The following is a 25,794-nucleotide window of genomic DNA, read 5'->3' as shown; positions in this document are numbered from 1 at the left end:
TCGCGGTGCGTGACGGTGATTATGGAGTCCCCATAGGGGAGCGCTGCGGCCAACAGGAGTGTCACACCGGGCGGCAAGAAACGCAGGCGAACGTAAGAGGGCGGGGCCGGTGGCACCTTGGTCGGACCGGCGACCCGGAGCGGCGCTGTCGCTCAACCCAGAGCGGCGCCATCGCTCAGCCAGGGGTGATGAAGGACGGATTGTCGGTTTCGATGACAGCCAGGGACCAGCGGACCGAAGGGCCACGCGGCCGAACCCGCACCACGGCGGTCTCGGCATCCGTCAGAACGGTCATCCGGTGGATGACGCCGTCGCACGGCACTGCCTTGCGGCCTTCACCGTCGAGCTTGACCGTGCCGCCGCCGGTGCACATCCAATAGACGCGGTACTTCATGTCAGGCACCGTGAATCGCGGTGTGTCAGCGGCCTCGGTGCCCTCCATGACGGGGACCAGAACGCGAGCATCCGCCGGAAGGTCCAGCTCGGGAAAACGGGGAGGATCCGTCGTCCGGGGTGCGTCGGTGTGGTGTGGCCCGGTCGGCTCGCCGGCCGCCGTGGGGGAGGGCGCGGGTCCGCCCCTCTCACGGCTCTCGGAGTCGCATGCCGCCCCGGCGAACATGACCGCCGCCCCGGCCAGCAGTGAAGAGACGACGCGCGTGGCATGGCGGCTCATCCGAAGTCCCTCCCTGAGCGGGCAGCGGGCACCGACACCGCAACTCCGGTGTCGGTGCGACGATCATCGATGGTAGCTGCGTAGTGCCACTGAGCCAGTCCCGGAAGTTCCAGTCGATCTCGTTCCACTCCAATGCCGAGCGGGGACCGGCACGCGGACGGGCGGATGGCCTCGAACACGGACGGCCCGTCCGGAGCGGAGTGCTCCGGACGGGCCGCCGATCGAACGTCGTGCGGGTGTGGCGCTCGGATCAGTTCGCCGGGGTCACGTGGACCGTGGCGTACGAGTTGTCCTTCGCCGTCTGCTTGATGGTGATGGTGACGCCGTAGGCGGCACCCTGGTCACCCGGGTTACCGGAGCCCAGCACGGTGAACCCGAGGTTCGTGCCGTACAGGCCGGTGGCCGGGCTGCCGTCCGGGTTGGTGACCCGGGTGGTGTAGGGCACGTTGCCCTTCGACGGGATCACCACGGAGGCGTCGTTGTCTCGGGCGAAGAGCGAGCCACCGCGCACCTCGATGCCCGGGTACCAGCCCTTGGCGTCGGTGAAGCCCGGCACCGCCGGCTGCGCGCCGAAGGTGGTGCAGTACTCGCTGTACGGCTCGTTCGCCGCCTCCAGGCACTCCTTGAAGCCGTACGTGGGCTTGAGGGAGAAGGCCGCGTTGGCGGACTGCGGACGGCTGGGCAGGTTGTCCAGCGTCGACGGGTCCTTGACGGCCGCCTCACCCTGGCGGCGGTACGGGTCGAAGTGCGAGTCGACGATCAGCAGCCCGCCCTTGGCGCCGTAGCTGGGCAGCGCGGTCATCTGCGCGGTGACGTGGTTGACGTCGCCCAGCGCGGTGTCCCGGTACCAGACCAGCATGCCCGGCGCGTTGTAGGAGAGCTTGTCGACCTTCCAGGCGTCGCGCGAGTACACCGTGTCGTACGCGTACTTCAGGCCGTTGTCGAAGCCGTCGAAGTTGCGCCACTCGGCCAGGTAGTAGTGCGCCTGGTTGGTGGTGCCGCCGTCGATCCGCCAGCCCGGGCCGGTGGTGTCGACGAAGGTGCCGCCGGTCGGGGTCCAGCCGTTGGCCCCGCCCTCGACGTTGTCGCTCCAGGTGGTGGTGCCACCGCCGGTCACCGAGAAGTCGTCGGAGAACCAGCCGCGCTCCACGAACGCCTCGTCGGTCGCCTGGCGCAGCCGCAACTGCACCGTCTTCCCGGCGTACGCCGACAGGTCGACGTAGTCGTGCCGCCAGCCGTGGCTGTCACCGGTCAGGCCGTACTTCTTGTTGCCGAAGTCCACCATCCGGCCGTTCGGGTCGGCGTAGCCGTCGTTGGTGCTGACCAGCTTGCCGGTCGAGTCGTAGACCTTCTGCTCGGCCCAGGTCGTGCCACCGTCGGTGGAGACCTCGACGAAGCCGTAGTCCCAGTCCTCCTCGATGACGTAGTTGTTCCACATCCAGAACTTCGCGTCGGCCGCCGCCGGCACCGCCACCGAACGGGTCAACTTGATGTCGGCCCAGTCCTGGTCGGCGCCGGTGTACCACATGTTCGCGCCGCTGTGCGGCGTGGCCAGCGTGATCACCTTGTTCGGCAGGTTGACCTTGATGCCGTCCTTGGTGCCGACCGGGGTCCGCGAGGTCTGGCCCAGCTGCACGTCACGCGGGGTGGCACCCGGGTTGACGTTCAGCGGGTCCGCCCAGCCGAGCACCCACTTGTCCCAGAGGCCCATGTGCGTCGGCAGCGCCTGGAAGATCTCGCCGGAGTGCGAGCCGGAGGCCATCAGGTCCCAGAAGTCGACGTCCGAGTCGGCGTTGCCGGAGGTGTCGTAGAGGTCCGGCAGGCCCAGGTCGTGACCGAACTCGTGGGCGAAGACACCGACCCCGGCGTCCTCGGGCTGCACGATGTAGTTCGAGACCTGCAGGTCGGTACCCGGGATCCGGTAGCCGCCCGGAACCGACGAGGAGTGCGCCCACACCGCGTACACGCCCTCGGCGCCCCCACCGCGGGACTTGCCCTGGCCGGCGTGGACCAGCACCAGGTGGTCGATCACGCCGTCCGGCTCGTAGACGTTGCCGTCACCGTCCCGGTCGCCCTGGTCCTCGATGTCGTAGTCGGCCCACGGGAAGTCCGGGTCCATCTTCGCGAGCGTGTCGACCGCGTCGGTGGCGAGCCGGCCGGCGCCCTGCGGGTTGTCCGGGTGGCCGTTCATCGCCTGCTGGCGCCCGGCGACCCAGTTGCCGTTCTCATCCTGGAAGCAGCGGGAGGCCGCGTACCAGCCCTCGGAGTGCGGCACGGTGATCCACGGGCTGGCCTGCCCGTCCACCGTGTACGCGCCCTTGGACATCTCCAGGTACATGTTGTGCATGGTGCGGCCGGCGAGGTCGACGCCCGGCTTGCCGTCCGGCCCGGTCAGGTCCTTGCGGACCCGCTCGGTGATGCCCTCCTTGGTGTAGAGCATCTTGTTGAAGTGCTCCGGGGAGAAGTCCGGCACCCACATCGAGTTGTTGTCCTCGTGCGGCAGGGAGCCCGGGTCCGGGATGTTGTTGTGCTTCGGTCCGTTCTGCACGGTGCCGAGGACACAGCTCCGGTCCTCGAAGACCGTCTTGGGGACCATGACGTCGGTGAAGTCGTCGTTGGCTTGGTCGTTGAACTCCACCAGCAGGGTCAACAGCTTGGCGGTCTGGGTGCCCTTGGCCTGCTTGATCTGCCGCGGGTTCTTACCCGTCTTGATCGCCTCGGCCTCGGTCTTCGCCAGCTGCTTCGCCGTGACGGGGTTGCCGCGGGCGAACTTGCGGTCGTACGTCCGCGCCTGCTCGACCGCCGGGGCGTGGATGCCACCCTTGCCCTTGACCTCGCGGCCGTCACTGTCCGGCTGGACGGCCGGCTCGGAGTAGTTGATGTAGAACTCGTCCGCCCCGATCGTGGCCCGGGCGGGCCCGGACGTCTGGGCGGCCGCGCTGCCGGTCACGGTCAGTGACGTGGCGGCGAGGGCGATGGCGGGCAGCGCGACGAGTAGTCGTCGGCGTGACCCGGATTGCGGGAAGGTGTTCATGCCGCTCCGTTTCTCGGGCATGGGGGAGGGGGTGTCGGCCGGGGCCTGCCATCGATGTGACATCCATCGAACCGGCCCGACCTGCGTGAACCTAAATCAGAAAGAAGATGAACAACAGTGCTGGAGGTCTCCTGTGACCGATCAGCTTCTCCCGGCTCCCCCGACCGACCGATGTGACGGCCGTCGCGCGCCGCGGGCCGTACCCGTCAGAAAACGACGGTGGGTGACGGTCCGCGCGGACCGTCACCCACCTCGATGTACGCGCTGGCGTCAGTCCTCGTCGGACTTGCCGCCACCCATCCCCGAGGAGATCATCTCCATCACCGAGGAGTCCTGGAGGGTGGTGACGTCGCCCAGCGAGCGGTTCTCCGCCACGTCCCGCAGCAGGCGGCGCATGATCTTGCCGGAGCGGGTCTTCGGCAGCTCCGGCACCAGCATGATCTGTCGGGGCTTGGCGATCGGGCCGAGCGTCTTCGCGACGTGGTCGCGCAGCTCGGCGATGAGCTTCTCACCCGCCTCGCCCGCGGTGTCGGTGGTGCCGCGCGGAATGGCGAAGGCGACGATCGCCTGACCGGTGGTGGGGTCGGTGGCGCCGACCACCGCCGCCTCGGCCACCGACGGATGCGACACCAGCGCCGACTCCACCTCGGTGGTGGAGATGTTGTGCCCGGACACCAGCATCACGTCGTCCACCCGGCCCAGCAGCCAGATGTGCCCGTCGTCGTCCTTCTTCGCCCCGTCGCCGGCGAAGTACATCCCCGGGAACCGGGACCAGTACGTCTCGATGAACCGGTCGTCGTCGCCCCAGATGGTGCGCAGCATCGACGGCCACGGCTCACGTAGCACCAGGTAGCCGCCGCCGCCGTTCGGCACCGAGTTGCCCTGGTCGTCCACCACGTCGGCGCTGATGCCCGGCAGCGGGGTCATCGCGGAACCCGGCTTCGCCTCGGTCACGCCGGGCAGCGGCGAGATCATCATGGCGCCGGTCTCGGTCTGCCACCAGGTGTCCACGATCGGCAGTTCGCCCTTGCCGACGTGCTGCCGGTACCACATCCAGGCCTCCGGGTTGATCGGCTCGCCGACGCTGCCCAGCAGCCGCAGCGAGGCCAGGTCGTACCCGGCGGGGATGTCATCGCCCCACTTCATCATGGTGCGGATCAGGGTGGGCGCGGTGTACAGGATGGTCACGCCGTACCGGTCGACGATCTCCCAGAACCGGCCCTTGTGCGGGGTGTCCGGGGTGCCCTCGTACATCACCTGGGTGGCGCCGTTGGCCAGCGGCCCGTACACGATGTAGGAGTGCCCGGTGACCCAGCCGATGTCGGCGGTGCACCAGTAGACGTCCGACTCCGGCTTCAGGTCGAACACGGCGTGCGTCGTCCACGCCGCCTGGGTCAGGTAGCCGCCGGTGGTGTGCAGGATGCCCTTCGGCCGGGCCGTGGTGCCGCTGGTGTAGAGGATGAAGAGCGGGTGCTCGGCGTCGAACCCCTCCGCCGTGTGCTCGGCCGGCGCGGTCTCCACCGTCTCGTGCCACCAGTGGTCCTTCGCCGACCAGGCGACGTCCTCGCCGGTGCGGCGGACCACCAGCACGTGCTCGATCGACGGGCAGTTCGCCACCGCCTCGTCCACCGTCGGCTTCAGCGCCGACGGCTTGCCCCGCCGGTAGCCACCGTCGGCGGTGATCACCACCTTGGCGCTGGCGTCCTGGATCCGGTTGGTCAGCGCGTCGGCCGAGAAGCCGCCGAAGACCACGCTGTGGGTGGCGCCGATCCGGGCGCAGGCCAGCATCGCGACCGCCGCCTCCGGGATCATCGGCATATAGATCGCCACCCGGTCGCCGGCGGTCACGCCCAGCTCGGTCAGCGCGTTCGCCGCCTGACAGGTCAGCCGGTGCAGGTCCGCGTAGGTGAGGGTGCGGGTGTCGCCCGGCTCGCCCTCCCAGTGGATCGCCACCTTGTCACCGTGGCCGGCCTCCACGTGCCGGTCCAGGCAGTTGTACGCCACGTTGAGCCGGCCGCCGACGAACCACTTCGCGAACGGCGGGTTCGACCAGTCGAGCACCTGGTCCCACTGCTTCGCCCAGGCCAGCCGCCCGGCCTGGCGCTCCCAGAAGGCCAGCCGGTCCTCGGCGGCCTCCGCGTACGCGTCGGCGGTGACGTTGGCCTCCGCGGCGAGTGCGGCCGGGGGCGGGAACTGGCGCGTCTCGTTCAGCAGATTGGCCAATGCCTCGCTCATGCGGTGACTCCTTCTCGCGTGGCCTGCGTCTCCTACCGGGCTGAGGTTAGTCCCGGCTACCGGCGCCCGCGAGAGCCCCCGCAGCCGGCGCGCGCCCAGCGGCCCACGCGACGCGCCCGACGGCTCCGCGCGTCCCGGAGTCGGTGGTCCGGGTCGCCTCGGGGGCGGGTGCGGGTCGGTGGAGACACCCGGGTCGCTAGCGTGACGGGGTGACCACCGATCCGCTCGCGCCGCTGCTCGCGCTCGCCGACATCGCCCCCGCCGTCGAACGGGCCCGCGAGCGGGTCGACGAGGCCATGCGGCACCGCGCGTTGCGCCGGCACGGCGGCCAGGTCGCGGCCGAGGTCAGCCTCCGCTCCGCGGTGGCCAGCGCCGCCCTCGAGGGGTACGACCACGAGCGCGAGGCGGTCCGCGCCGGCACGGTCACCGAACCCGTGGTGCAGGGGGCGCTGCGGGTCGCCGGGGCGCTGCCCGGCCTCACCGAGCTCTGGCCCAAGGCGCCCCGGCAGGCCCTCGCCAAGCTGCACGTGCTCGCCGCCCGCGACGCCGTGCCCGAGTCCGAGCTGGGCCGGCCGGTGACCGACCCGGTCGTCGCCGCCCGACTGGACGGGCTGGCCGGGCTGGTCGCCGGCGGCACGAACGTGCCACCGCTGGTGCTGGCCGCCGTCGTCCACGGGGAGCTGCTGAACCTGCGCCCGTTCGCCGGGCCGTCGGGCGTGGTGGCCCGGGCCGCCGCCCGGCTGGTGCTGATGTCGCGCGGCTTCGACCCGCGCGGCCTGGTCGCCGTCGACGTCGCCCACCGAGAGCGGGAACCGGAGTACGTCGGCTCGGCCGGTGCCTTCGCCACCGGCACCCCGGACGGGCTGCGCTCCTGGCTGCGGCACTACATGACGGCCGTCGAGGTCGGCGCCGACCAGCTCACCGTGATCGGCGACGAGGTGCTCGCCAACTCCTGACGACGGTCCTCCCCGTCGGCCTGGCGGCGCGTCGGGGGCGGGAGAGGGCGGGTGGGCCCGTTCAGACCACCGGGGCGATCTTGGTGCGGCGGTGCCGGCCGTACCAGGCGATGCCGATGGCCACCCCGACGCCGACGCCCAGCGCCGCCGCGGCGACCGGCACGGCCGGACGTTCGCGCAGCCGTCGGCCCAGCGGGATCGGGTGCCGGAACTCCAGCACCGGCCAGGCGTTCTCCGCGGCGAGCCTGCGCAGCGCCCGGTCCGGGTTGACCACGGTGGGATGCCCGACGCACTCCAGCAGCGGGCGATCGCTGTACGAGTCGGAGTAGGCGTACGAGTCGGCGAGGTCGTACCCCCGGGCGGTGGCCAGCTCGCTCACCGCCTCCACCTTGCTGGAGCCGGCGGCGTAGAACTCCACCGCGCCGCTGTAGCGGCCGTCCTCCACCGCCATCCGGGTGGCGATCACGTCGGTCACGCCCAGCAGCTCGCCGATCGGGCGGACCATCTCCTCGCCGGAGGCGGAGACCAGCACGACGTCCCGCCCGGCCGCCTGGTGCTCCTCGATCAGGGCGGCGGCTTCGGCGTACACGTAGGGGTTGATCAGCTCGTGCAGGGTCTCCGCGACGATCTGGCGGACCTGTTCCACCTGCCAGCCCTTGCAGAGCGTGGCCAGGTAGTCCCGGGTCCGGGCCATGGTCTGCTCGTCGGTGCCGCCCAGCCGGAACATCAGCTGCGCGTACGCCGACTTGACGACGTCACGCCGTGTGATCAGCCCGTCCCGGTAGAACGGCCGACCGAACGCCAGGGCGCTCGACTTGGCGATGACGGTCTTGTCCAGATCGAAGAAAGCGGCACTTCGGCCCACGGCGCGAAAGTCTAGCCCGATGGTCTATCGTCGGCGGGTGCCCGGGGTCACCACCACCTCAGATCGGTCTCCCGGGCCAACGACACATCCCTGAGCAACGTGACGGCCGTCACACGCTGCGATCACAAATTCGCGGTGAGTGGGGTCGGCACCACTCGACGTGAACACTCCGCTCGGGCATGCTTGTCCTTACGACGCGTGTTCATGTCTCGGACCGCTGACAGACCCTCGACGGTCGCACCCCCCGTGACCGCCGAGTTGGTTCGGCTCAACCCCCCCGGAGCCGAACCTCCCGACGACCCCCGTCTCCCCCCGACGGGGGTCGTCCCTTTGCGGCGTGAGCGCTGCGGCCCAGGTCACAGGTCGTCTCCGTCCCCATCGAAGGGGCTCTCCGAGGGCATTTCACCGGCCGGAGGCAGCAGAAAGGCAGCAGAGCTGTCGAAAGCGGCCAGGACGCGGGCGGCGTAGTCGTCCGGGGTGTGCGTATAACGATTGAGCGTCGTGGACGCCTGCTCATGGCCCATGACCCGCTGCACCAGGTTGATCGGGACGCCGTCAGTGACCAGCCAAGTGGCGTAGGCGCTCGTGCTCGGCGATACGACGGTGGTGGTCGACACCACCGATGGGATCGAGGTCTTCAACGACGACCGGGTCGACACGACGGCCCAGGCCGAGCGAGCCGAGGCCAACCGGTACCCGTTCGGCTCCGCCCAGAAGCAGGCAGCCCTCCTGCGGATGAAACACGCCGAGTTGGCGTTGCGGAACCAGCCAGGAGGCTTCTGGGTAGCTGCGGCAGATCCCGCCGTAGTCACACACGCGATCACCGGACAGATTCCGCTTACGGCTGTCCGACGGCTGGCCGTGCTGACCGATGGCGCCGCACGGCTGGTCACGATGTTCGACCTGCTCGACTGGCGAGGAGTGCTCGACGTCCTGGACGAGCACGGCCCGACCGAGCTGATCCGCCGGGTCCGAGCGATCGAGGCAGCCCACCCGAACGGCACCAAGTGGCCCTGAAACAAAGGCAGCGACGACGCCACAGCGGTCTACGCCAACTGAGGCGGCCGGCCGTCGGCGATGTCGGGTCTCAGGACCTGCGTGACAGAACAGTCTCAAGACATGGGTGACACATCCGGCTAGCCGGGTGGTGACGGCGGCTCGGACGGGCGTCTGCGGGCGCGGGCTGCGTCGGATATGGCGATCCCGGTCAGGACGAGGGTGGCAGCGGCGGCGACCACGAGTGGCGGCAGGGGGAGCATCGCCGGTGTCAGGGCGGCCAGCGCAAGGACGCCGATCGGTCGGGACCGGGACACGCGGCCGAATACCGCGTGCTCGAAGCGGGCGCGCCCGGCCAGGTACAGCGCGGGTCCGCCGAGGATGACGGCGATCCAGGCCGGTGGGGTGTGCCCGAGTGGATGGGCGATGACGAGTTCGGCGCCGACGGCTGCAGCGACCACGCCGACCACCATGGCCAGGTGGGCGTATGACGCCGATCGGGCGAGGCGGACCGGGTCGGCAGAGACGGCAATCGCTTCCGCCAGGACTTGCCCAGCGCGGTAGATGTAGATCCGCCACAGCAGTACGGTGGTCGCGATCGACACTGCGAACGCGGCGACCACGTCCGGCGCGAAGCCGCTGCTGCTCAGCGCCAGTCCGGTAACCAGGATCAGCTCGCCGAGCGCGATGATGAAGAACTGCCGGTAGCGCTCGGACAGGTGCTCGCCCGAGATCACAAGGTCTCGACTGGGAGTACGGCCCGCCCCCGGGGTGGGGAAGCCGGTTCTGCCTGCCGTGTGGTCAAGGAGCACCGCGAGTGCCCACAACGCGCCACGCGCCGTGCCGTGCACGAGCGCCCCCGCGATCCACGGCAGCGCCGACAGGCCGTACCAGAACAGCCCGCGCATGCCGTGGCGCTGCAGTTCGTGGCCCCGCAGAACGGTCACGAGGACGAGCCCGCGGACGAACTGGATGGCGACGTAGGCGCCCGCGAAGATCAGGCCCGTGTCGCCGAATGCCTCGGGCACCGCGGCCGCCATCACCAGGCTGCCGACCATGGTCGCGATGACCAGCGCCTGGAATACCGGTCGTTGCGGGTCCGTCCGGTCGGTTAGCCACGCGGTGCTGGACCAGACCCACCACATGGCCCCCAACAGCACCAACGTCCGGAAGGCACCGCTCCACCCGAGATCTTCAGCCAGGCCGCGCGAGAGCTGAACGAGCGCGAGGACAAACACCAGGTCGAAGAAGAGTTCCAGGAACGTAGCCCGCTGTGGATCCCCGGCTTTCCGCAGCAGCTCGGCGGTCCTGCTCGTCGTCATCGGCTCGCCCGTTCTGCCAGCTTTGCCCAGTTTAGGGCATTCTGACATGCGGCGGCGGCGGTGACCGCGGACGTGCTGCCGTGGACTGGATCGAGCGACCCGCGTTACACGGACGGGCGACGGTCGAGGCCGATGAGTTCCTTCCATCCGTCGCCGCGGGTTCGGATTAGCTCGTCGACCTTGGCCAAGCGTCGGCCGGTGCTACAGAGGGCGGAGTGTCACCCAGGTCCTGATACCGATATGTCACGCAGGTCCTGAGACCGGACAGCCGGCCGCCGGCCATGTGGTTCAAAGTTTCTGTACGTCTTCAAGGCGGCCCTGAGCGGGCCGCACGCGCCGCCGCCTGGGCGCGCGCCGGCCGCTGCCGCTGTCGCTCTGCGGCCGTCACGCCTGACGCCCGGCGGCTGGCGCGGACAGCGGGAAGCCCGGGGGCCGCCGCAGAACGACAGATCGTTGACGAGTGAGGTGGTGGGCCGGCAGCCGGCCGGGCCGCGCGGCCACGAGCCCGCGCGGCGTAGGGGAGCGCACGCCGGCCGCGTCGGCGAGCTGGCGGCGGTCGCGGGGTTGCGGTTAGTGCGCCTCCGGCGGGGGCGCTCCGGCTCCAGGATGGCCGGGGCTCCGTCGGCGGGTCGCGGTCCGTGGGTGGTTGCGGTAGCGCCATCCCACCGCCGAAGACCCGGGGCGAGCCGAGCAGACCGCCGCCGGGACCGCCAGCGTCCGTCCGTGCGTCAAGGCCGTCTTGACGTGGCGGCCCCGACGGCGGCTCGCTCCCACAAGGGCGGGTCGACGGCGACGGGATGGCGAGGTTCCGCTGGCTGGGTCAATGCCTCACCAACACGCATGCGACACGGGGCGGGTCGAGCATCCACCCGGCCCCCCAGCTATTGATGGGGTCGCCAGATCTTGTCGGCGGCTGCGGGGTGGCGGCTGCGTCGATCGTTTGGGCGAGGGCCGTCAGAGTGGGTCGAGGCGGCGCTTGAGCAGGCAGAACTCGTTGCCTTCTGGATCGGCGAGGACGTGCCAGGACGCATCCTCAGGCTGACCGATGTCGACGAGTTTGGCCCCGGCGGCCAGGAGGCGCTCGAGCTCGGCGTCCTGATCGCGGTCGGTGGGGTTGACGTCGATGTGCAGCCGGGCATGCCCGTTCTTAGGCTCGTCGTTGCGGATGAGGAAGATCGTCGGCTGCGGGCCGCCGAACCCTTCGCGCGGGCCTATCTCGATGTAGACCCCCTCCTCGCGATCGAGCTCTATGAAGTCCAGGACCTCGCACCAGAACCGCGCCAGCACCTCGGGGTCACGGCACTTGAGCACGAGCTCACTGATACGGCATGCCATTGACGAAACCTACTCTCAGCATGGGAAATGCCGGGGCGGCCGCACGCGGATCCCACGGGCTCCCTGCAGTGCGAACAAGCTCGCGATCGTACCGGGCGAGGCGAGCGGGGCTGGACGAGGGTGCCGTCGGGCTGAGCCCTGACGGTCGTCAGTCAGCAAGGAAGTCAGCGAGACGCGCGACAACAGCCGTCAACCGTTGGTACGGGACAGCAAAGTCCCGGACGACGACACCAGTCGTCGGCATTGATCAGCAAGCATCAATTGTATGGAGCCGCCTTTGCAAGACAGTGTCCGGCGACGCGGCTGCCGACCGCAACCCAACCAGCGAGGCAGCAAGGAGGCAGCACGAGCCTTGACGCGGGTCGGTCCGCAACATCAACCGACGATGCCCGGCACCTGCTCGTCGGCGCGGGTCACTACCAGCCGGCGGCAGGCGACAGCTTGAGGCCGCATCCCCCCGACGGGGGTCGTCCCTTTGCGGGGTGAGTCCGGCGACTGGGTGGGTTGCCCGGCTCAGGCGAGTCCGTAGAGCCGGTTGAGGTCGAGTAGGTGGTGACCGAGGACCGAGGAGGCGTGTAGGTCGAGCACGAGGACCAGGAACACGTTGGGCGTCTCGCAGTCGACCAGGACGTGTTGGTGTGCCCCGTCCGGGGACTGCCAGGCGTAGGTGACGCGGCCTTCGGAGAAGTCGTGCCCGTTGAAGTCGTCTTCGGGGATGGAGTCGAAGTAGGGCCAGAAGTCGAAGGGGGGTTCCTGGTCCGGACCCACTCTTGTGGGGTGGGGTCCCATCGTTGCCTTGTACTCGTCCTCAGTCAGCAGCGGCGGCACCAGGCAAGGATGCCTGTTCCAGAGCGGCCAACGCCAACCACCCCGCGTCGCCGCCGTCGCGCACATCGAGTCTTGACCTATGCGTCGATCATCTGCTTATGTCGACGACATGACCAAATCCTTCGCGTCGATGCGCGAACCCACCTACTTCATCTTGGCCGCGTTGCAGGACGAACCCTTGCACGGCTACGCGATCGTCAAGCGGGCGCAGGAGTTGTCCGACGGGCGGGTGCGCCTCACGACGGGCACCCTCTACGCCGCATTGGACCGGCTCACGGGTGAAGAAATGGTGCGGGTGGCCGAGGAGGCGGTGGTCAACGGCCGTGCCCGCCGCAGCTACGAGCTGACCCAGCGAGGCATGTCGGCGCTGCGTGCGGAAGCGGAGCGGATGGCTGCGGCGGCGAGCGTCGTTCGTGACCGTTCCGTCCGTTCGACGGTTGCGGCGGGTTGGGTGGTGCCGGCATGACTGAGCTGGAGCGCCGTTACCGGTGGCTACTGCGGGCCTACCCCCGCGCCTACCGGCAGTATCGCGCCGACGAGATGCTCGAAACCCTGCTCGCCACGGCTGACCAGCGGCGGCGGCCGGACCTTCGAGAAGCGGCGGCGCTCGTGGTCGGAGGGCTGCGCGCCCGCACCGGCGTGGACCGTCTCGGCTCGCGATCGGCGCTGGGACACTCCGCGCTGCGGCTGTCCGCGCTGTCCCTGCTCGTGTACGGCATGACACTCTGGGCTGGGGGCCCGATCTCATTCTTCGTGACGATGCTGTCGGAGGGCCCGTACAACCTCGGCGCATGGTGGTTCATCGTCATTCCGGCGCTGCTGACCATCGCGCTCTTCGCTGCGGCGTGGGGTAACTACCGGCTGGCGTTCGCTGCGGCGATATTGACCGTGGTCGCGCAGCATCTGTCGGCGAACTGGTGGACCCAATCGCTCTGGTCGGTTCATGGCCTCCAGGGGGCGATTGCTCCCAAGTTCTGGCCGGCGCTGCTGGCTTCGCTGGCCTTGCTACGGCTGCTCCGCGCACCCCGAACGCCCGTGACCAAACCGTGGGCCTGGCCCGTCCTCGGGGCGCTGGCAGTCGTCGTTCTGACGCCGAGTCCGATCAACGGCTGGTCGGACGCACCACTGATGTCCCTGTACGCGTTCGCCGTACTGGCCGTCATCACCGCGCCCATCGACGCCCGGATGCCCATCGTCGCCTCGGCGCTTCTCCTGCCGCCAGCCTTGTCACAAGCCACCTACGAGCTCTATTTCAAGCAGGCAGGGTGGGAACTGGGAACCTCCATCACCACGGTCCTCATCCTCACGGCGGTCATGGTGATCACGCTTGCAGCCGGCATGATCGCAGGCCGCCGCCAGGCCCGCATGTAGACACCGGAGCTTGAACCACTTTCGGTCCACCAACCTCATCGACGCCCCGCTGACCACACTCATCTGCCACCCGCGGTGCGTTCTTTGTCGCGGACCGGGACGGGCTCCATTTTTGGGCCGTGGCGGGGCCGTCAAGGGGTGACCAATGGTCATCGACGGCGACCGGGATCACCCGAAAAAACAGCGGACCATTCCAGCTGAAGGAATGTTGACGAAGATCCTTGCCGACTAGCTTGATCACGCTGTGACGTCTGATGTCTCGGGGGCTTGAATGCTAATCGGATCAATATCGGGTGCGCGCACTCGTCTTGCTCACCGTGCCATCGTTGCGATGACCGCTTCGCTGGTGCTGTTGGCCGCCGGTTCGACGCTGCTGGCGCCGCCCGCGTCCGCGGCCGTAACGCGGTCGGTCAAGACCAAGGCGCCCCTCCAGCCGACGATCAGCTTCCCTAACGGCGACAGAGTGGTCGAGGGCGGGCAGATCGCCGTCAGGTTTGACGCGAACGGTGACACCTCGGTGACCAGCTACCGGTACAGCGTTGGCGGCACCAACCTGGGCAACGTGGTTCCGGCGGGGTCTGATGGTGCGGCCACTGTGACGATCGACGTCGGCAACGTGAGCGGTGAGCGTCCGGTGTACGCGGTGGCGGTCGACCGCCACGGCCGGCTCAGTCCGATGAACCAGGGCTCCTTCACGGTGTCCGTCCTGTGGAGCCTGAGGGGCCAGGCGTTCGACATGAACACCTGGCTGCCGGTGGTGGGGGCGACGATCCGGCTGGAGCCGGCCGGGATCGAGGTCGTTACTGGCTCCGACGGCAGCTACCAGTTCGCCGTTGACCCGGGCCTGTACACGCTGACCGGTACTTACGCCGGTCCGCCGAGCCTGTCGGGCAGCAGCCAGCCGCTGGAGGTCGACGGTCAGGGACTGTGGTTCGACCTTTACCTGTTCCCAGACTCCGGGAGCTGATGACCAGTACGCATCGCGATGAGGTGACTCGCTCGACGGCCCCGGCCCTCCACGCCGGGGCCGTCGTCGTGCCGGCTCCGGGGGAAGGCTGACATGGAGGGCGGCGTCTGGGAGCACCTGACGGCACCCGCAATCACCGGTTCGCCTCGCGCCAACTCCTCAGAACGTCAGTGAGCATTGACGGCCTTGTCCCGCGCCGCCCCTACCCCTACGGTCAGCGTCAGCCGGTGGGATTCTCGATCAGGCCATGAGCCTTACCTGAGATGCCCGTGGCCCCGATCCACCACGACAGACCTCGAAGACGGCAGCCGCAGCGATGGTGTTGGCAGGGACGGGCGGATGAAGCACTGATGAGCGGCACACACCCGGGCATGAGTTACCACCCCACGGGGCCCCTTCTCCCGCCCGGCGCTGTCGCCGCCCTCAGGCGCATGTACATCCTTCTGGCGCTTCTCAGCGGCCTGCTCCTGTTCGGCGCGGCAGGTGCCTTCCTGTTGTCGATCATGTCGGTAGCAGGAGGACAGCGGATCGCGCTGCCAGCTGTGCCAGGAAGCCTCGGAGCAGCTGCGGCGCTCGGACTCACCGCGCTGGCCGCGCTGCTCGCCGCCACCGCCTGCCGGCCGGGCGGCATGAACGTGAACCTGCTCGGCGTGGCCCGGCGTCTCGGCCTCATCGGCCAGGTCGTCGCCGTCACCGGCGGACTGGTCGCTGTCGGCTTCGGGGTGGTCCTTGCCACCGACGACTCGTCGGCGCTCCTGATCGGGATCGGCATCGGCGTCCCCACCGCCATGGTCGCCTTCATCGCCGGCACGGTCCGGCGATCCGTCACACGAGCAACCGCTCCCGTTAGGACTGCGAACACGACAGCCTGACGCTTGAGCCGAGACGAACGCGACCAGCCTGACCGGATCCGGATCACTTGAGAGCACACAACCGCTGTTCACGGCGCGGGTATCTCCTCGACGGCCTCCCTATCTGACCACCGCCTTTCTGGTTTCGGCGGCCGGCAGGAAACAGGCCAGGCCGTCACCGCCCGCGTCGGTGACGACCCACGGGTGCCCCACGTACGTGTGCTGCCGGTACGCCTGCCCGGGCTGAAGCACCGCGTACCGCTGCCGGTGGCCGCCGTAGTCCAGCCAGTGGACGACGACCTGGGCGTCCCGGGCGTTGACGAAGTCGACGAACGTCTCCCGCCCGCCACCGCTGGAGCGCAGCTCCGATTCCTCAGAGGGCGGCAGCGGCGGCAGTTCGTCGGGGCGCCGCTGCTCCGCCGGGGGCTTCGGCGGGCTGGTCGACGGGCGGGGGCCGGTGGTCGTACCGCCGGGTGTTCTCGCCGGCCGCCGGGTCGGCGCGGGCGCCGCCCGGGTGGGCAGCGCGGCGCGGGTGGAGAGCGACGCGGGGGCGGGGGAGAAGGTCCAGGTCGGCGGGGTGCTCGGCGGCTCGGAGACCGCCGGGTCGGCGGCGCCGACGGCCGGCGCGGCCGGCGCCGCGGCGTCCACCGGTTGCCGGGACGACCAGAACGGTGACAGCGCGAACGCCAGCGTGGCCACCGCGGCCACCGCGACGCCGGCCAGCACCAGGCTCCGCGCGGGTCCGCCGGGCGTGTCGGCGAGCCCGTGACCGGGGTGCGGTGGAGGCATCGCCGGTCCGAGCGTCGCCTCGGCGCGGTGCCGCCCGTCATGGACGGCCGGAGGGTACGACGGCGGTGCGCCGCCCTGGCGTGCCGGCGGCAACCAGCCGCCGATCCGCAGGCTGGGCTCCGCGTCCTGCGTGCCGTCCGGTGAGTCGGCCATGTCCCGTTCCGAGTACGCGGGGCCACCTCCGGCGGTGGCGTGGGGTCCGATTATCGGCGCAGGACGAGCCCCGCGGTCAATGGCTCGACGGGTGGCGAACCGGCAGTGTCGACCAGCCATTTTGCGATGTGCTCCGCACCTCGGCGGGAGCCGTGGGGTCGATCGGTCATTTGTCTGCCCGACCCGCGAAGGCCGCGTAACGGGCAGCCGCGCTCCGGCGCTGTTGCCCGTCCCGATGTGGTGGGGCTGGCAGCACCGTCCATAGCAGATCGATTGTTCGCACGAGGGTTTTCCACAGCCGCGCCCGTTGTCCACAGGTACGGGGGTCAGGGCGGCGGACGGTTCCGTCTCCGGCGCAGGGTTTCGGTCAGCACCCCCGAGCCCGACTGCTGGAGGCCGTGATGCCACCCCGTACCACCCTCCCACCGCACCGGCGCCTGCCGTTGGTGGTGACCTCGGACGGTGACCTGCTCGATGAGCTGCTGCGACTGGCCGCAGCGGGCGGCACGGAGGTCGAGCTCGCGGCCGATCCCGTCGCCGCGCGGGCCCGCTGGCTACCCGCACCCCTGGTGCTGGTCGGTTGCGACCAGGCCGAGGCGTGCCTGCGGGCCCGGCTGCCCCGGCGACCGCGGATGGTGCTGGTGGGCCGCTCCGGCCAGCTGGACCCTCGTTGGGAGGTCGCCGAGCTGATCGGCGCCGAGCATGTCGCCACCCTGCCCGCTGCCGAGCCGTGGCTCGTCGACCGGTTCACCGAGTGCGGCCAGCCCGGCCCGCACGGCGGGCCGGGCCGGACCGTCGCGGTGCTCGGCGGCCGGGGCGGTGCCGGTGCCAGCGTCCTCGCCGGCGGGCTCGCGGTCACCGCCGCCCGCGCGCGGCTGCGCACCCTCCTGGTCGACGCCGACCCGCTCGGCGGCGGGCTCGACCTGGTGCTCGGCTGGGAGGAACTGGACGGACTCCGCTGGCCGGCGCTCACCGCCGCGGACGGGCGGGTGGACGCTCCGGCGCTGGTGCGCGCCCTGCCCAGCCGGGGTGACCTGGTGGTGCTCTCCTGGGACCGGGGCGACCTGCTGCCGCTGCCGGCCCAGGCGATGGCCGCCACGGTGGACGCCGCCCGCCGCGGCCGGGACTTCGTGGTGATCGACGTGCCCCGGCAACTCGACGAGGCCGCCGTGGTCGCGTTGCAGGCCGCCGACCAGGCGTACGTCGTCGTGCCGGCCGAACTGCGGGCCACCGCGGCCGCGGCCCGGGTGGTTGCCGCCGCCGCGCCGCACTGCGCGGCGCTGGGAGTGATCGTGCGCGGTCCCGCCCCCGGCCGGTTGAAGGCGACCGAGGTCGCCCGGGCCCTCGGGCTCCCGCTGGCCGGCACGTTGCGACCCGAGCCCGCGCTCTGCCGGGGGCTGGAGCGGGGCGAAGCGCCGGCGGGGGCGGGGCGGGGACCACTCGCCGCGCTGTGCCGGCGGATCGTCACCGAGTTGACCGGCGTGCCCCTGCCGGGTGCGGCGTGACCGCCCGCCCCGACCCGGAGGAGTTCTCCGCCCGGGTCCGGCAACGGATGGCCGGCGCCGACACGCCGGTCACCCCGGCGTCGATCGTCTCCGCGGTCCGCGCCGAGCCCGCCGCCGCCGTTCTCGGCGACACCGCCCTGCTGCGGATCGCCGACCGGGTCCGCGACGACCTGGTCGGCGCCGGGCCGCTCGCCCCGCTGCTGGCCGACCCCCGCGTCACCGACGTGCTCGTCAACGGCACCCGGGTCTGGGTCGACCGGGGAGAGGGCCTGCGTCAGGTGGCGGTGCCCCTGGGCACCGTCGACGACGTCCGGCGGTTGGCGCAGCGGCTCGCCGCCGGGGCGGGCCGCCGGCTCGACGACGGCTCCCCGTACGCGGACGCGCGGCTGCCGGACGGCACCCGCCTGCACGCCGTGCTGCCGCCGGTGGCGACCGACGGGCCGTACCTCTCCCTGCGCACCTTCCGGCAGCGCCCGTTCACCCTCGACGAGCTGGTACGCCATGGCACCGTCCCGCGTCCCGTGGCCCCGGTGCTGGCCGCGGTGGTGGCGGCCCGGTTGGCGTACCTGGTCACCGGGGGCACCGGGTCGGGCAAGACCACGCTGCTCAACACGCTGCTCGGGCTGGTGCCGCCGACCGAGCGGATCGTGCTGGTGGAGGACGCCGCCGAGCTGCACCCGGTGCACCCGCACGTGGTGGGGTTGCAGGCCCGGACCGCCAACGTCGAGGGGTCGGGCGCGGTGGGGCTCAGTGAGCTGGTCCGTCAGGCGTTGCGGATGCGACCGGACCGGTTGGTGGTGGGGGAGTGCCGGGGCGGCGAGGTGGTCGACCTGCTGGCCGCGCTGAACACCGGCCACGATGGTAGCGCCGGCACGCTGCACGCCAACACGCCGGCGGACGTACCGGCCCGGCTGGAGGCGCTCGGCCTGCTCGGCGGGCTTCCCCGGGCCGCGCTGCACGCCCAGGTGACCGCGGCGCTCCAGGTGCTCCTCCAGGTACGCCGCGCACCGCGTGGCCGGGTCCTGGAGTCGATCTGCCTGTTGCTGCCCGAGGGCTCGGAACGGCTGGTCACCGTGGCGCCGGCGTGGATCCGGGGACGAGGACTGGGGCTGGCCGGGCGGGCGCTGGCCACCCTGCTGCGGGACCGTGGCGTGACGGTGCCCCCGATCCTCTGCGAACCCTGGCCCGGCTCGGCGGGGCCGGCATGACGCCCGCGCTGTGGCTCGTGGCGGCGCTCCTGGTCACCGCCGCCACCGTGGTGGCCTGGCCGGTCCGCGACATCCGACGCCGACGCCGCGCCCTCTTCGGAGTCCGAACCCCGGGTGTGCCGGCGCCTACGACGGCCGACGGTTCCGGGCGGGACGGCACCGCGCCGGACCGGTCGTCCCGCCCCGGACGCCGACCCGGCTCCGGTCCACCGCTGGCCGGCCGACCGACCCCACCGGTCGGGCACGCTCCGCCGGTCCCGGCGATCACCCAGGAAGGAGAGCGTCCCGGGAGCCGGCGGACGTCCGGCCAGGTGGCAGGTGTCCCGGTGGGGGGTCGGGTCACCGGTCCGACACCGGGCCGGGAACGGCCCTACTCGCCCCGTCCGCCCGGCCGGCGGGACTCGCGCCGCCCGGTCGCGACCCTCGATCCGTTGGCCGGCGCCGTCCCGCCCGAGGTCCGGCCGTCCGGCCGGGCCAACGTGGACCTGCTCGGCGCGCTCGGGCGTCGTCTACCGGCCGCCCTCCGGGCGTGGACGTCGTATTCGGCATTCGGGGCGGCGATGGCCGCAGACCGGGTTCGCGCCCTGGTCCTCGTCGGGGTGGTCGCTGGGCTGCTCGGCGCCACCGCCGCCGGGCCGGTCGGTGGCACCGTGCTCGCCGGCTACGGCGTCCTCGGGGCGCGGGCCGCGCTCGGGCGGCGGGCCGGACGGCTCGCGCTGCGGGAGCGACGCCGTCGCCTGGACCAGCTCAGCGCGCTCGCCGCCGACCTGCGAGCCGGCCGGCCCGTCCCGGAGCTGTCGACCGGCGACGTCGGCGACGCGGACCGGTTCACCCGGTTGACCCGGGCCGCCGTGCGGCTCGCCGACCGGACCGGTGCGCCGCTGGCCGAACTTCTGGAGCGGATCGAGGCCGATGCCCGATCGCTGGACCGCGGGCTCGCCGCCGCGTCCGCGCAGGCGGCCGGGGCACGTGCCACCGCGCTGCTGCTCGCCGCGCTGCCACTGGGCGGGATCGGCCTGGGCTACGGCATCGGCGCGGACCCGCTCTCCGTACTGCTGCACACCCCGCTGGGGGCCGCCTGCGCCGTCACAGCGATGGGGCTGCAGGTCGTCGGGCTGCTCTGGGCCGAGCGGCTCGGCCGCTCACCGGCGGGTGACGGCTGATGCCCCGGCAGGCACTGGCCGTCGGCTGCCTGGTCGCCGCGGCGTTACTGGTGATCCTGTTCGGTGGGTCGGGGAGCCGCCCGGCCGAGCGGTTGCGCGGGCTGGGCACCGGGCAGGTCTCCGTGCCGGTGGCCGGGCGTAACCACCCACCCTGGTGGCCGGACCGGACCCGCCTCGGTGCGGGCCTGGCCGGGCTGGCGGTCGCGGTGCTGCTCGGCGGTGCGTCCGGATGGCTCGCCGGAGCCGTCACCGCCCTGGTCGCGGATCCGCTGCTCCGGCGGATCGAACCGAGGGCCGCCCGGGACCGCCGGCTCCGGGAGGCCGCCGACCTTCCGCTCGCCGCCGACCTGTTGGCGGCGGCACTACGCGCCGGTGCGCCGGTGGACCGCGCGGTGCTCGCGGTGACCGACGCGCTCGACGGGCTACTCGCCGAACGACTCGGGCGGATCGGTCGCACCCTGCTGCTCGGCGGGGGCCCGGAGGAGGCGTGGGCCCATCTCGGGCCGGTGCCCGGTGCGGACCGCATGGTCACCGCCGCGGTGCGGTCCACGAACAGCGGTGCCGCCCTCGCCGGGGCGTTGACCAGGGTCGCCGACGATCTGCGGGCCGACCGCTCCACCGCCGCCGAGGCGGCGGCCCGCCGGGCGGGGGTGCTCATCGTGCTGCCGCTGGGGCTCTGCTTCCTCCCGGCCTTCATTCTCGCCGGTCTGGTGCCGGTGATCGTCGCCGTCCTCGGCGACGTGCTCTGACAACATCCAGAAAGGAACGGCAATGCGCAGACTCATCGCCCGGCTCCGCGGGGACGCCGGGATGAACACCGCCGAGTACGCCGTCGGCACTCTCGCCGCGGTCGCCTTCGCGGGCATCCTGCTGAAGGTGCTCACCTCCGGCAACGTGCAGTCCGCGTTGACCGCGGTCATCGACCGGGCGCTGAAGTGACATCGCGCCGGCCGGCCGGCCGCGACCGGGGCTCCTTCACCGCGGAGCTGGCGGCCGGCCTGCCGGCGCTGCTCCTGCTCCTGCTCACCGGCCTCACCGCCGTCGACGCGGTCACCACGAAGGCGGCGTGCCTGGACGCCGCCCGGGAGGCGGCGCTCGCCGCCTCCCGGGGCGACAGTGGGACGGCCGCCGGGTCGCGGACCGCACCCACGGGGGCGACCGTCTCGGTCTCGGTGCACGGGGACCGGGTCACCGCGTCGGTGCGGGCACCCGTCCGGGTGCTCGGCGCCCGGCTGCCCCGGATCACGGTTGCCGCCACCGCGGTGGCCGCCGTCGAACCGGGTACGCCGGTGGCGCGGCCGTGACGGACCGGGAGGAGACACGGGACGCCGGGCGGGCGCGGCGGTCGCCCGGCCACGACCGGGGTGGGGCCACCGTCTGCCTGCTGGCCGTCGGTCTGGTCCTCGTGACGGCCGGCGTCTCCGGCGCGGCGGTCGGCGCCGCCCGGGTCGCGCGGCAGCAGGCTCGGGTCGGCGCCGACTTCGGCGCGCTCGCTGGAGCGGGTCAGGCGTTGCGCGGCGACGGGGTGGCCTGCGCAGCGGCGGACGAGTTGGCACGGGCGAACGGCGCCCGCCTGACCCGCTGCCGGTTGGACGGCCTCGACGTGCTCGTCACCGTGGAGGTGGCGGTCACCCCTCTGCCGGGACTCCGGCGGGCGGCCACCGCCACCGCCCGCGCCGGCCCGATCCGCGGCTGAGGCCCTGGACGACCCGGTCGATGGGCCGCGCCCCACGGACGGGTCTACCCGTGCCCCTGGGCGCGGCCCCGTCCGGGTCGGCAGTCCGTCGACCCGGGTGCCGCCTGTGGCGCCGGGCTGAAATCAGCGGGACTGGAGCGCGTCCAGGCCGATCGCCATGGCGATCACCAGGCGGCGGTCGATCTGAGGGTTCTGCACCTCGACGACGTACCGGTCGCGCAGGCCCCACTTCTTGACCACCGAGAAGAACGGCTGGCCGCCGCCGACGAAGTCGAAGTGGTACGGCAACCAGGACAGCGAGTCGACGAACCGGCGCAGCAGCGCCACCGGCATGCTCCGCTCCTGCCCGGTGACCTGCGGCAGGCCGGGCTGCTCCACGTGCCAGGTGGAGCGCAGCAGCGACTGGGCGAAGTCCTTGCGGAACGACCCCAGCGGGTTGCCGGCGTGGTCGGTCACGTCGTACGTGGCGCCGAGGTCGAGCCGCTGCCGGGCCTTGAAGCCGAGCAGGGGCTGCTGCTTCGAGTCGTCTGTGTAGAGGGTGACCTGCTCCTTGAAGGCGAGCCGCTTCTGCTGCGCGAACGCGAGCAGCTCGCCTTCGGTGCCGTCCGGCGCCACGGCCCGGACCTCGTACTGGTTGACCATCATCCGGAGCCGCTGCCGGATGTGGAACTGGTGCTGGCTCTGCAAATTGTCGAGCTGCATGGGATCTCCTCCGAAGGGTGCGCCGGAGTCTCGCACAACCGGCCGTTCAGCGCCCGCCCTCGATTGTCGCCTTGAGCGCCCATGCCTGGAGCACCTGATGGATGCCGCGCAGCCGTTCGTTGATCTGCTCAAGGCGTTCGGCCTGGGCCAGGCCGGCCAGCGCCGACGCGAGCGCGATCTGCTGGTCGGGGGTGAGCTTCTCCTGATCGATCGTGTAGAGCAGGTCGACGGTCTCGGCGATGGTGTCGGCCACGGCTTCCTCCTCCGACAGGAAGAACGACAGGAATCATTCCGGCGCCCCGGCATGGAAGCGCTCCCATGCATCAATGCCCACCAGCCGCGCCGGTCATGCACACATCCCGCAGAGCGACACCCCGGGAAGCGACGCCCTGGAGAGCGAAACCCGCGCAGAGCGGAAGCCTGGAGATCGGCACCCCGACGCGCGGCACCCCGACGCGCGGCGCCCCGGAGCGGGGCATGGTCAACTCCGGTTGCGGCAAACGGGGGTGTCCGAGACGCGGGATACCCCGATTCCGCGCGGGAACGGTGTGGATCGTGAGGGCGTTGCGCAGGTCAGTCGGCGTCGACGCCCGGGTGCGGCATGGGCCGGACCGCCGCCCGGTCGTCCTGGCGCGGCAGCGCCGGCCCCGGCCCCCCGGACGCGGCGTCGGTGTCGGTTGAGGGCGGCAGGTTGGCCAGGACCACGTCGAGGACCCGGACCGCGTCCGGCTTCGACAGCGGGTTGTTGCCGTTGCCGCACTTGGGGGACTGGACGCAGGAGGGACAGCCCGACTCGCAGCCGCACTCGGCGATCGCGTCGCGGGTGGCGCGCAGCCAGGCCGCCGCCGTTCCGTACGCCCGCTCGGCGAAGCCCGCCCCGCCGGGATGGCCGTCGTAGACGAAGACGGTGGGCGCCTCGGTGTCCGGATGGAGGGCGGTCGACAGCCCACCGATGTCCCAGCGGTCGCAGGTGGCCATCAGGGGCAGCAGCCCGATCGCGGCGTGCTCGGCGGCGTGCAGCGCGCCGGGGATGTCGGCGGCTTCGACGCCGGCCAGCGCCAGTGACTGCGGCGACACGGTGAACCAGACCGCCACGGTGCGCAGCTCCCGCGCCGGCAGGTCCAGCGGCCGGGTGTCGATCACCTCGCCGGAGGCGATCCGCCGCCGCTGGTACGACACCACCTGGCTGGTCACGTCCACCTCGCCGAGGAACATGCCGACCGGCCCGGCGTCCACGTACGAGCGCACCGACACCACCGACAGCGAGGTGACGTCGCGGGCGTGGGTGGACCAGTCCGGCTCCTCGGCGTGCACCAGTGCGCACCCGTCGTCGAGGTCCAGCGAGTCGACCACGTACGAGACGCCCTGGTGCAGGTAGATCGCGCCGGCGTGGATGAGGAAGTGGGACGAGCCGCCGTCGACGGTGCCGAGCAGCCGCCCGGTGGACGCCTCGACCACGGCGACCGGCGCCCCGCCCTCGCCGCGCAGGTCCACCTCGGGCCGTTCCCGGTGCCGCCAGTACCAGCCGGTCGGCCGTTGCCGCAGCGCGCCCGCCTCGACCAGCGAGTCCACCGCCTCCTTCGCGCCCTCGCCGAACAGTTCCAGGTCGGCGCGGGTGAGCGGGGCCTCGGCGGCGGCGCAGGCCAGCTGCGGGGCGAGCACGTACGGGTTGGCGGGGTCGAGCACGGTCGCCTCGACCGGCCGCCCGAACAGCGCCTCCGGGTGGTGCACCAGGTAGGTGTCGAGCGGGTCGTCCCGGGCCACCAGCACGGCCAGGGCCTCGTCGCCGGAGCGTCCGGCCCGCCCGGCCTGCTGCCAGAGCGACGCCCGGGTCCCCGGCCAGCCGCAGATCAGCACCGCGTCCAGCCCGACCAGGTCGACGCCGAGTTCGAGGGCGTTGGTGGAGGCGAGCCCGAGCAGGTCGCCGTGGAGCAGCGCCCGTTCCAGCTCGCGCCGCTCCTCGCGCAGGTAGCCGGCGCGGTAGGCGGCGACCCGGTCGCCGAGCCCGGGCACCGCCTCGTCGAGGGACCGGCGGGCGTTCGCCGCGACCACCTCGGCGCCCTTGCGGGAGCGGACGAAGGCGAGCGTGCGTACCCCCTCGGCGACGGTGTCGGCGAGCAGGTCGGCGGTCTCGCGCAGCGCCGACCGGCGGACCTGGACGAGGTCGGCCGCGCCGGTGGCGGCGTCGGACGGGAGCAGCGGCGGCTCCCAGAGGGCGAAGGTCACCCCGCCGCGCGGGGAGGTGTCCTCGGTGACGGCTGTCACGGGCAGGCCGGTGAGCCGGCCGGCCGCCGTCGCCGGGTCACCCGACGTCGCCGAGGCCAGGACGAAGACCGGGGTACGTCCGTACTTCGCGCACTGTCTCCGGAGCCGGCGCAGCACGTGGGCGACGTGGGAGCCGAAGACGCCCCGGTAGGTGTGGCACTCGTCGATCACCACGTAGGTGAGCCGGCGCAGGAAGCCGGCCCAGTTGGCGTGCCCGGGGAGGATGCCGTGGTGCAGCATGTCCGGGTTGGTCAGCACGAACCGGGAGTGCTTCCTGATCCACTCCCGTTCGGCGCGCGGGGTGTCCCCGTCGTAGCAGGCGGGGCGTACCCCGTCGAGTTCCAGCCCGGCGACGGCCCGGAGCTGGTCGGCGGCGAGCGCCTTGGTCGGGGCCAGGTAGAGCACGGTGGCCCGGGGGTCGGCGAGCAGGGTGGCCAGCGCGGGCAGCTGGTACGCCAGCGACTTGCCGGAGGCGGTGCCGGTGGCCACCACGACGTGCGTGCCCGCGTACGCCAGCTCGGCGGCCTCGGCCTGGTGCCGCCAGGGGGCGACGACCCCGCGCCCGGCGAGCGCCGCCCGCAGCTCCGGCGGCGCCCAGGTCGGCCAGGGCGCCGGCTCTCCGGCGCGGGCCGGGACGCGCTCGACGTGGGTGACCGGGTCGGCGTCGTGGTGCCGCGCGCGCAGCCGGCCCAGCAGCTCGGCGGGCGACCGCCCGGAGCCGGGGCCTGCGGATACGGTGGCTGCGCGCTTCACGTCCTGACTTTCGCACTGGTGTTCGGGTGGTGAAGAACCGGGCCCGGGGGTAAGGGGAAGCCGCCGCCGGTGACCTGACGGGGCGCTTCGGCGGGGATGGTTAGATGCCCAGGAGAGTTTACGGCTC

Annotated in this window: 25 protein-coding genes; 13 read left to right on the top strand and 12 right to left on the bottom strand. The window is 72.0% G+C overall.

The window, feature by feature from the left end; all coding sequences use genetic code 11:
• Positions 1-175: 175 nt before the first annotated feature.
• From AC5L3Z_RS22495 to acs, 3 genes are all read right to left on the bottom strand, one after another.
• Positions 176-442, bottom strand: a complete 267-nt coding sequence (locus AC5L3Z_RS22495; protein ID WP_494844811.1) for a hypothetical protein — start codon at positions 440-442, stop codon at positions 176-178.
• A 481-nt stretch (positions 443-923) separates the two neighbouring features.
• Positions 924-3,728 (bottom strand): immune inhibitor A domain-containing protein, encoded by a 2,805-nt coding sequence (locus tag AC5L3Z_RS22490; RefSeq protein WP_494844809.1) that lies wholly within the window; start codon positions 3,726-3,728, stop codon positions 924-926.
• Between the two features lie 249 nt (positions 3,729-3,977).
• Positions 3,978-5,942 (bottom strand): acetate--CoA ligase, encoded by a 1,965-nt coding sequence (gene acs / locus AC5L3Z_RS22485; RefSeq protein ID WP_494844807.1) that lies wholly within the window; start codon positions 5,940-5,942, stop codon positions 3,978-3,980.
• A 209-nt stretch (positions 5,943-6,151) separates the two neighbouring features.
• On the opposite strand from acs, the gene AC5L3Z_RS22480 reads away from it, so the two are divergent.
• Complete coding sequence (locus AC5L3Z_RS22480; protein ID WP_334530782.1) at positions 6,152-6,898, top strand: Fic family protein; 747 nt, start codon at positions 6,152-6,154, stop codon at positions 6,896-6,898.
• A gap of 61 nt (positions 6,899-6,959) precedes the next feature.
• On the opposite strand, the gene AC5L3Z_RS22475 is transcribed toward AC5L3Z_RS22480, so the two are convergent.
• Together AC5L3Z_RS22475 and AC5L3Z_RS22470 are read right to left on the bottom strand one after the other, a co-directional pair.
• A complete protein-coding gene (locus AC5L3Z_RS22475) occupies positions 6,960-7,763 on the bottom strand; it encodes an HAD family hydrolase (protein ID WP_334530785.1) in 804 nt (267 codons plus the stop codon).
• Between the two features lie 356 nt (positions 7,764-8,119).
• Entirely contained in the window at positions 8,120-8,380 is a 261-nt protein-coding gene (locus AC5L3Z_RS22470) for a tyrosine-type recombinase/integrase (RefSeq protein ID WP_494844805.1), read from the bottom strand.
• Between AC5L3Z_RS22470 and AC5L3Z_RS22465 the strand changes: the two genes are divergently transcribed.
• Positions 8,367-8,780, top strand: a complete 414-nt coding sequence (locus AC5L3Z_RS22465) for a hypothetical protein (protein WP_494844803.1) — start codon at positions 8,367-8,369, stop codon at positions 8,778-8,780. The genes AC5L3Z_RS22470 and AC5L3Z_RS22465 overlap by 14 nt on opposite strands.
• A 119-nt stretch (positions 8,781-8,899) precedes the next feature.
• On the opposite strand, the gene AC5L3Z_RS22460 is transcribed toward AC5L3Z_RS22465, so the two are convergent.
• The 3 genes from AC5L3Z_RS22460 to AC5L3Z_RS22450 all read right to left on the bottom strand — a co-directional run bounded on the left by AC5L3Z_RS22460 (position 8,900) and on the right by AC5L3Z_RS22450 (position 12,205).
• Entirely contained in the window at positions 8,900-10,081 is a 1,182-nt protein-coding gene (locus AC5L3Z_RS22460) for a low temperature requirement protein A (RefSeq protein WP_494844801.1), read from the bottom strand.
• 954 nt (positions 10,082-11,035) lie between these two features.
• A complete protein-coding gene (locus tag AC5L3Z_RS22455) occupies positions 11,036-11,416 on the bottom strand; it encodes a VOC family protein (protein ID WP_494844800.1) in 381 nt (126 codons plus the stop codon).
• A gap of 513 nt (positions 11,417-11,929) precedes the next feature.
• Positions 11,930-12,205, bottom strand: a complete 276-nt coding sequence (locus tag AC5L3Z_RS22450) for a hypothetical protein (RefSeq protein ID WP_494844798.1) — start codon at positions 12,203-12,205, stop codon at positions 11,930-11,932.
• Between the two features lie 148 nt (positions 12,206-12,353).
• On the opposite strand from AC5L3Z_RS22450, the gene AC5L3Z_RS22445 reads away from it, so the two are divergent.
• The 4 genes from AC5L3Z_RS22445 (at position 12,354) to AC5L3Z_RS22430 (ending at position 15,454) form a co-directional block, all read left to right on the top strand.
• Entirely contained in the window at positions 12,354-12,710 is a 357-nt protein-coding gene (locus AC5L3Z_RS22445; protein ID WP_494844797.1) for a PadR family transcriptional regulator, read from the top strand.
• Positions 12,707-13,615 carry a hypothetical protein gene (locus AC5L3Z_RS22440; protein ID WP_494844796.1) on the top strand — a complete coding sequence of 303 codons (909 nt, stop codon included), beginning with the start codon at positions 12,707-12,709 and terminating at the stop codon, positions 13,613-13,615. The genes AC5L3Z_RS22445 and AC5L3Z_RS22440 overlap by 4 nt, the downstream gene beginning before the upstream one ends.
• Positions 13,616-13,946: 331 nt before the next feature.
• A complete protein-coding gene (locus tag AC5L3Z_RS22435; protein ID WP_494844794.1) occupies positions 13,947-14,582 on the top strand; it encodes a peptidase associated/transthyretin-like domain-containing protein in 636 nt (211 codons plus the stop codon).
• A 350-nt stretch (positions 14,583-14,932) separates the two neighbouring features.
• Positions 14,933-15,454 (top strand): hypothetical protein, encoded by a 522-nt coding sequence (locus tag AC5L3Z_RS22430; protein ID WP_494844792.1) that lies wholly within the window; start codon positions 14,933-14,935, stop codon positions 15,452-15,454.
• A 99-nt stretch (positions 15,455-15,553) separates the two neighbouring features.
• Here the strand turns inward: AC5L3Z_RS22430 and AC5L3Z_RS22425 are convergent, their stop codons facing one another.
• Positions 15,554-16,375 carry a VHL beta domain-containing protein gene (locus tag AC5L3Z_RS22425; RefSeq protein ID WP_494844790.1) on the bottom strand — a complete coding sequence of 274 codons (822 nt, stop codon included), beginning with the start codon at positions 16,373-16,375 and terminating at the stop codon, positions 15,554-15,556.
• A gap of 449 nt (positions 16,376-16,824) precedes the next feature.
• On the opposite strand from AC5L3Z_RS22425, the gene ssd reads away from it, so the two are divergent.
• From ssd to AC5L3Z_RS22390, 7 genes are all read left to right on the top strand, one after another.
• The gene (gene ssd, locus AC5L3Z_RS22420; protein ID WP_494844874.1) at positions 16,825-17,880 is read left to right on the top strand and encodes a septum site-determining protein Ssd; all 1,056 of its coding nucleotides are present in this window, start codon (positions 16,825-16,827) and stop codon (positions 17,878-17,880) included.
• A complete protein-coding gene (locus AC5L3Z_RS22415) occupies positions 17,877-19,088 on the top strand; it encodes a TadA family conjugal transfer-associated ATPase (protein WP_494844789.1) in 1,212 nt (403 codons plus the stop codon). Before ssd ends, AC5L3Z_RS22415 begins: the two co-directional genes overlap by 4 nt.
• Positions 19,089-19,414: 326 nt before the next feature.
• On the top strand, positions 19,415-20,251 hold the full coding sequence (locus AC5L3Z_RS22410; RefSeq protein WP_494844787.1) for a hypothetical protein: 837 nt from the start codon (positions 19,415-19,417) through the stop codon (positions 20,249-20,251).
• Positions 20,251-21,000, top strand: a complete 750-nt coding sequence (locus AC5L3Z_RS22405) for a type II secretion system F family protein (RefSeq protein WP_494844786.1) — start codon at positions 20,251-20,253, stop codon at positions 20,998-21,000. Before AC5L3Z_RS22410 ends, AC5L3Z_RS22405 begins: the two co-directional genes overlap by 1 nt.
• 22 nt (positions 21,001-21,022) lie before the next feature.
• The gene (locus tag AC5L3Z_RS22400) at positions 21,023-21,190 is read left to right on the top strand and encodes a DUF4244 domain-containing protein (protein WP_120727603.1); all 168 of its coding nucleotides are present in this window, start codon (positions 21,023-21,025) and stop codon (positions 21,188-21,190) included.
• A complete protein-coding gene (locus tag AC5L3Z_RS22395) occupies positions 21,187-21,555 on the top strand; it encodes a TadE family type IV pilus minor pilin (protein ID WP_494844785.1) in 369 nt (122 codons plus the stop codon). Before AC5L3Z_RS22400 ends, AC5L3Z_RS22395 begins: the two co-directional genes overlap by 4 nt.
• The gene (locus tag AC5L3Z_RS22390; RefSeq protein ID WP_494844784.1) at positions 21,552-21,947 is read left to right on the top strand and encodes an Rv3654c family TadE-like protein; all 396 of its coding nucleotides are present in this window, start codon (positions 21,552-21,554) and stop codon (positions 21,945-21,947) included. Before AC5L3Z_RS22395 ends, AC5L3Z_RS22390 begins: the two co-directional genes overlap by 4 nt.
• A 123-nt stretch (positions 21,948-22,070) precedes the next feature.
• Here the strand turns inward: AC5L3Z_RS22390 and AC5L3Z_RS22385 are convergent, their stop codons facing one another.
• From AC5L3Z_RS22385 to AC5L3Z_RS22375, 3 genes are all read right to left on the bottom strand, one after another.
• Complete coding sequence (locus tag AC5L3Z_RS22385) at positions 22,071-22,649, bottom strand: LURP-one-related family protein (protein ID WP_494844782.1); 579 nt, start codon at positions 22,647-22,649, stop codon at positions 22,071-22,073.
• 46 nt (positions 22,650-22,695) lie between these two features.
• Positions 22,696-22,902 carry a hypothetical protein gene (locus AC5L3Z_RS22380; RefSeq protein ID WP_334613985.1) on the bottom strand — a complete coding sequence of 69 codons (207 nt, stop codon included), beginning with the start codon at positions 22,900-22,902 and terminating at the stop codon, positions 22,696-22,698.
• Positions 22,903-23,222: 320 nt separating this feature from the next.
• Positions 23,223-25,667: a DEAD/DEAH box helicase gene (locus AC5L3Z_RS22375; protein WP_494844780.1), complete on the bottom strand. Its 2,445-nt coding sequence runs from the start codon at positions 25,665-25,667 to the stop codon at positions 23,223-23,225.
• Positions 25,668-25,794 lie beyond the last annotated feature (127 nt).

This window comes from Micromonospora sp. LZ37, assembly GCF_059359015.1.
The sequence above is the reverse complement of the archived record's forward strand: the minus strand, read 5'-3'. Positions and strand labels throughout refer to the sequence as shown.

Bases quoted from the DNA above. Each gene is read 5' to 3' on its own strand.
- AC5L3Z_RS22425 (WP_494844790.1), bottom strand. From the start codon at position 16,375: ATGGCCGACTCACCGGACGGCACGCAGGACGCGGAGCCCAGCCTGCGG.
- AC5L3Z_RS22490 (WP_494844809.1), bottom strand. From the start codon at position 3,728: ATGCCCGAGAAACGGAGCGGCATGAACACCTTCCCGCAATCCGGGTCA.
- AC5L3Z_RS22435 (WP_494844794.1), top strand. From the start codon at position 13,947: ATGACCGCTTCGCTGGTGCTGTTGGCCGCCGGTTCGACGCTGCTGGCG.
- AC5L3Z_RS22405 (WP_494844786.1), top strand. From the start codon at position 20,251: ATGCCCCGGCAGGCACTGGCCGTCGGCTGCCTGGTCGCCGCGGCGTTA.
- AC5L3Z_RS22400 (WP_120727603.1), top strand. From the start codon at position 21,023: ATGCGCAGACTCATCGCCCGGCTCCGCGGGGACGCCGGGATGAACACC.
- AC5L3Z_RS22445 (WP_494844797.1), top strand. From the start codon at position 12,354: ATGACCAAATCCTTCGCGTCGATGCGCGAACCCACCTACTTCATCTTG.
- AC5L3Z_RS22450 (WP_494844798.1), bottom strand. From the start codon at position 12,205: ATGGGACCCCACCCCACAAGAGTGGGTCCGGACCAGGAACCCCCCTTC.
- AC5L3Z_RS22440 (WP_494844796.1), top strand. From the start codon at position 12,707: ATGACTGAGCTGGAGCGCCGTTACCGGTGGCTACTGCGGGCCTACCCC.
- AC5L3Z_RS22430 (WP_494844792.1), top strand. From the start codon at position 14,933: ATGAGCGGCACACACCCGGGCATGAGTTACCACCCCACGGGGCCCCTT.
- acs (WP_494844807.1), bottom strand. From the start codon at position 5,942: ATGAGCGAGGCATTGGCCAATCTGCTGAACGAGACGCGCCAGTTCCCG.
- AC5L3Z_RS22460 (WP_494844801.1), bottom strand. From the start codon at position 10,081: ATGACGACGAGCAGGACCGCCGAGCTGCTGCGGAAAGCCGGGGATCCA.
- AC5L3Z_RS22455 (WP_494844800.1), bottom strand. From the start codon at position 11,416: ATGGCATGCCGTATCAGTGAGCTCGTGCTCAAGTGCCGTGACCCCGAG.
- AC5L3Z_RS22385 (WP_494844782.1), bottom strand. From the start codon at position 22,649: ATGCAGCTCGACAATTTGCAGAGCCAGCACCAGTTCCACATCCGGCAG.
- AC5L3Z_RS22495 (WP_494844811.1), bottom strand. From the start codon at position 442: ATGGAGGGCACCGAGGCCGCTGACACACCGCGATTCACGGTGCCTGAC.